Genomic DNA, 2,796 nt, shown 5'->3' with positions numbered 1-2,796 from the left:
AGCGCGAGCGCGTCGGCCCGCCGCAGCAGTGTCAGACCGGTCGGCGTCAGCCGGCTTTGAAACACCTTCGCGTGGACGTCGGACTGCTCACGTATGATCAGTCCCTTGGTCTCGAGCGTGAACAGCAGGCTGGCCATCGACTGGGGTGTGACCATGCACCTGCGGGCGAGCTGGGCACCGGAAAGACCCGGTGACCCGGCAAGGGTGAACAGGGCGGTGTACTGCGGGACGGAAAGCCCGACATCACGCAGGGCCCGGGTCTTCTCGCGGATGAGCGCCTGTTCCGCCCGCTTGATCGAATGTCCGAGCCGGGCCACGGCGGAGGGAAGTGGTTCGTCCCACGCCATTTCGAGCTCCCCCTCTTTCTTTACCGCGTCTCCCGTATGCCGCCTGGCCGGCACGAAATGTTCCGGATGGTGACTCTGGGTATTTAAGGCCCTCGTGTCGCGAGAAGATTCCTGATCGCGTCGCCTCTGGTTGGCGGGCAACCCTTCGACTCTATTGCGACCGTGGATTCCCGGCCGGCCGTGTCGGGTCCACCCGTTTCCGTAGTTGGTGCGTGGATGTGGTGATGGGTCAGACCGGCTTCCCCGCCGTCTCGGCGGTGCGGCAAGAGCCGTACACGCGCCTCCTTCGGCGGTGTCGTCAGCCACTGTTCGAGCTGCTTTGTCGGCGGGCGCGAAAGCCCAATCTACAACGAATATCGGTGTGGGTGGATTCACATGGCGTGGGCGCTCTCACAAGAAGCCCACGGTGACAAGTAGGTACCCCCTGCGGCCCGTTAGCATGGCCTTTTACGCTTCAGCGAGGAGGCGGCCACATGGGTATGACCACACCCCGGGCTGGGTACGGGCCGAGCGTCAACAAGTTCTCCGAGATGGTAGCCGACGACCTGCGCGGAAGAGTCGCGCGTGGTGACATCCGGCCTGGCGACCATCTTCCACCGGAAACCGAGCTGATGGACATTTACGGTGTCGCGAGGCCGACAATGCGCGAGGCGCTGCGCATCCTCGAGTCAGAGTCTCTGATCATCCTGCGCCGTGGGTCCCACCTCGGGCCGCTGGTCCAGGAGCCGGACACGCGGGTCCTCGCCCGGCAGGCAGGCCTGCGGCTGCAGATGCAGGGAACGCCCGTCCGGGATCTGGCCGAGGCCCGGGTCGTCATGGATTCGGGGATTGTGGCGTTGGCGGCGAAGCGCCGTACCGCGGCGGATCTCCGGGAAATGCGGGCATGCCTCGTTGCAGCCGGTTCCGCTCGTAATGTGGTTGACTTCTCCCGGCGCGCGGCTGATTTTCGTGTGCTGGTGGTCCGGACTTCCCGCAATCGGACCCTGATACTGATGACAGAGCTTGTCTCATCGCTGCTCCACCACCAGTACGATGCCGTTCTGCGCAATATCTCGGACCACGATGGGCGTCGCTTCATCGAGCAGTCCCTGGCCCGCTATATACGGCTGACCGACCTGATCGAAGATTGTGACGTGGTAGGCGCGGTCGAGTTCTGGGAAACACAGGGCGCGATCGACGACGAATTCGGGATGATCAGCTTGGGCTCGGCTCCCATGATGATCTACTCCTGACCGGTGGCTCCTGACCGGTGGCACCCGACCGGTGGCTCGGCCGCGGGGCTGCCTGCCGGGAGCATCGGCCCGTCGTGGGCAACCGTCCGTTGATGCTCTACGCTAGGGAGGTACCTGGACTGGCCGGCGTGGCGCAATTGGCAGCGCACTCGACTTGTAATCGAGCGGTTAGGGGTTCAAATCCCCTCGCCGGCTCCCATCCGACCTGGGCTGCTGCCGTTGGCGTGACCCCGCGGTGATCGTTATGTACCCGGTGGCGTACCCGAGTCGTTCATGGGCCGTCCTCGCCGTGTTTCGCGATCAGGATGCTCGGCGGCACGCTGCGGACCGGCGGCGAGACGTAGTCTCCGTGCGATCGAGCCGATTCGCCCCAAGGCGCTATTGGCTGCCGGTGGCGACCCGGCGCACCCGGTTGTTGGCCCAGTCGGCGATGTAGAGGGTGCCGGTGCTGTCGACCGCCACCCCGTAGGGATTGGCGAGTTGGGCATGGATGGCCGGCCCGCCGTCCCCGGAAAACCCGGCAGTGCCGATCCCGGCCACGGTGGTGATCGTTCCGTCGGTGCCAACCCGGCGCACCCGCTGGTTGCCCCGGTCGGTGATGTAGAGGGTGCCGGTGCTGTCGACCGCCACCCCGGTCGGGTTCGCGAGTTGGGCGTGGGTGGCCGGCCCGCCGTCCCCGGAAAACCCTTCGGTGCCAGTGCCAGTGCCAGTGCCAGTGCCAGTGCCAGTGCCAGTGCCGGCCACGGTCGCGATCAGCGCCGGCAGCGGCGTGCGGGCAGGCGAACCTGCCGGTGGTGCCGGAGCAGGCGGGTGAGGTTGACCGGGTGGCGTCGTCGCCCGGTCCCCAGCGCTATCGCCGGGGACCGGGCGGACAGCGTCCTCGACCCGGCGCGGCGGCTGGATCGGCTGGATCGGTGGGGACGGTAGGCGGGTGGCTGCCTCTCGGATCGTGTCATCCACCCGCAGGATCAGGCCGCTGCGTTTGAGCCAGCCCGCTCCGAGCGCCTCCGTGGCAGCCTCGGCGAGGTCGACGGTGAACGCGTGCGCCGACGGGTAGCGCGCGTCGATGTCCTCGTCCACCGCCCGCATGACCACCGTGCTCAGCGCCGCATGTACTCCGGTCAACGGCCCGACGCGGGGACGTGCCGGCAGCTGCCCGGCGAACAACCAGTACAGCACCAGCCCGAGCGAGTACAGATCGGTCGCCGGGCCGAGCA

The 2,796-nt window shown here is 67.1% G+C and carries 2 protein-coding genes, 1 tRNA gene and 1 pseudogene; 2 read left to right on the top strand and 2 right to left on the bottom strand.

Translation table 11 applies throughout. From position 1 onward, the window contains the following. Positions 1-347 (bottom strand): MarR family winged helix-turn-helix transcriptional regulator (locus U9980_RS25300; protein ID WP_322770220.1); only part of this gene is annotated, 347 nt, incomplete at its 3' end. A 473-nt stretch (positions 348-820) separates the two neighbouring features. On the opposite strand from U9980_RS25300, the gene U9980_RS25295 reads away from it, so the two are divergent. Next, complete coding sequence (locus U9980_RS25295; protein ID WP_322770219.1) at positions 821-1,579, top strand: FadR/GntR family transcriptional regulator; 759 nt, start codon at positions 821-823, stop codon at positions 1,577-1,579. Positions 1,580-1,701: 122 nt separating this feature from the next. After that, positions 1,702-1,774: transfer RNA gene (locus U9980_RS25290), tRNA-Thr, on the top strand. A 183-nt stretch (positions 1,775-1,957) separates the two neighbouring features. On the opposite strand, the pseudogene U9980_RS25285 reads toward U9980_RS25290, so the two are convergent. After that, a pseudogene (locus U9980_RS25285) lies at positions 1,958-2,796 on the bottom strand (serine/threonine protein kinase); the annotation flags it as partial.

This window comes from Protofrankia sp. Cr1, assembly GCF_963555865.1.
Classification (GTDB): domain Bacteria; phylum Actinomycetota; class Actinomycetes; order Frankiales; family Frankiaceae; genus Protofrankia.
Note: the sequence above shows the minus strand (reverse complement) of the source record. Positions and strands in the feature narration are given on the sequence as shown.

Coding starts and splice junctions, on each gene's coding strand:
- U9980_RS25295 (WP_322770219.1), top strand. CDS start 821: ATGGGTATGACCACACCCCGGGCTGGGTACGGGCCGAGCGTCAACAAG.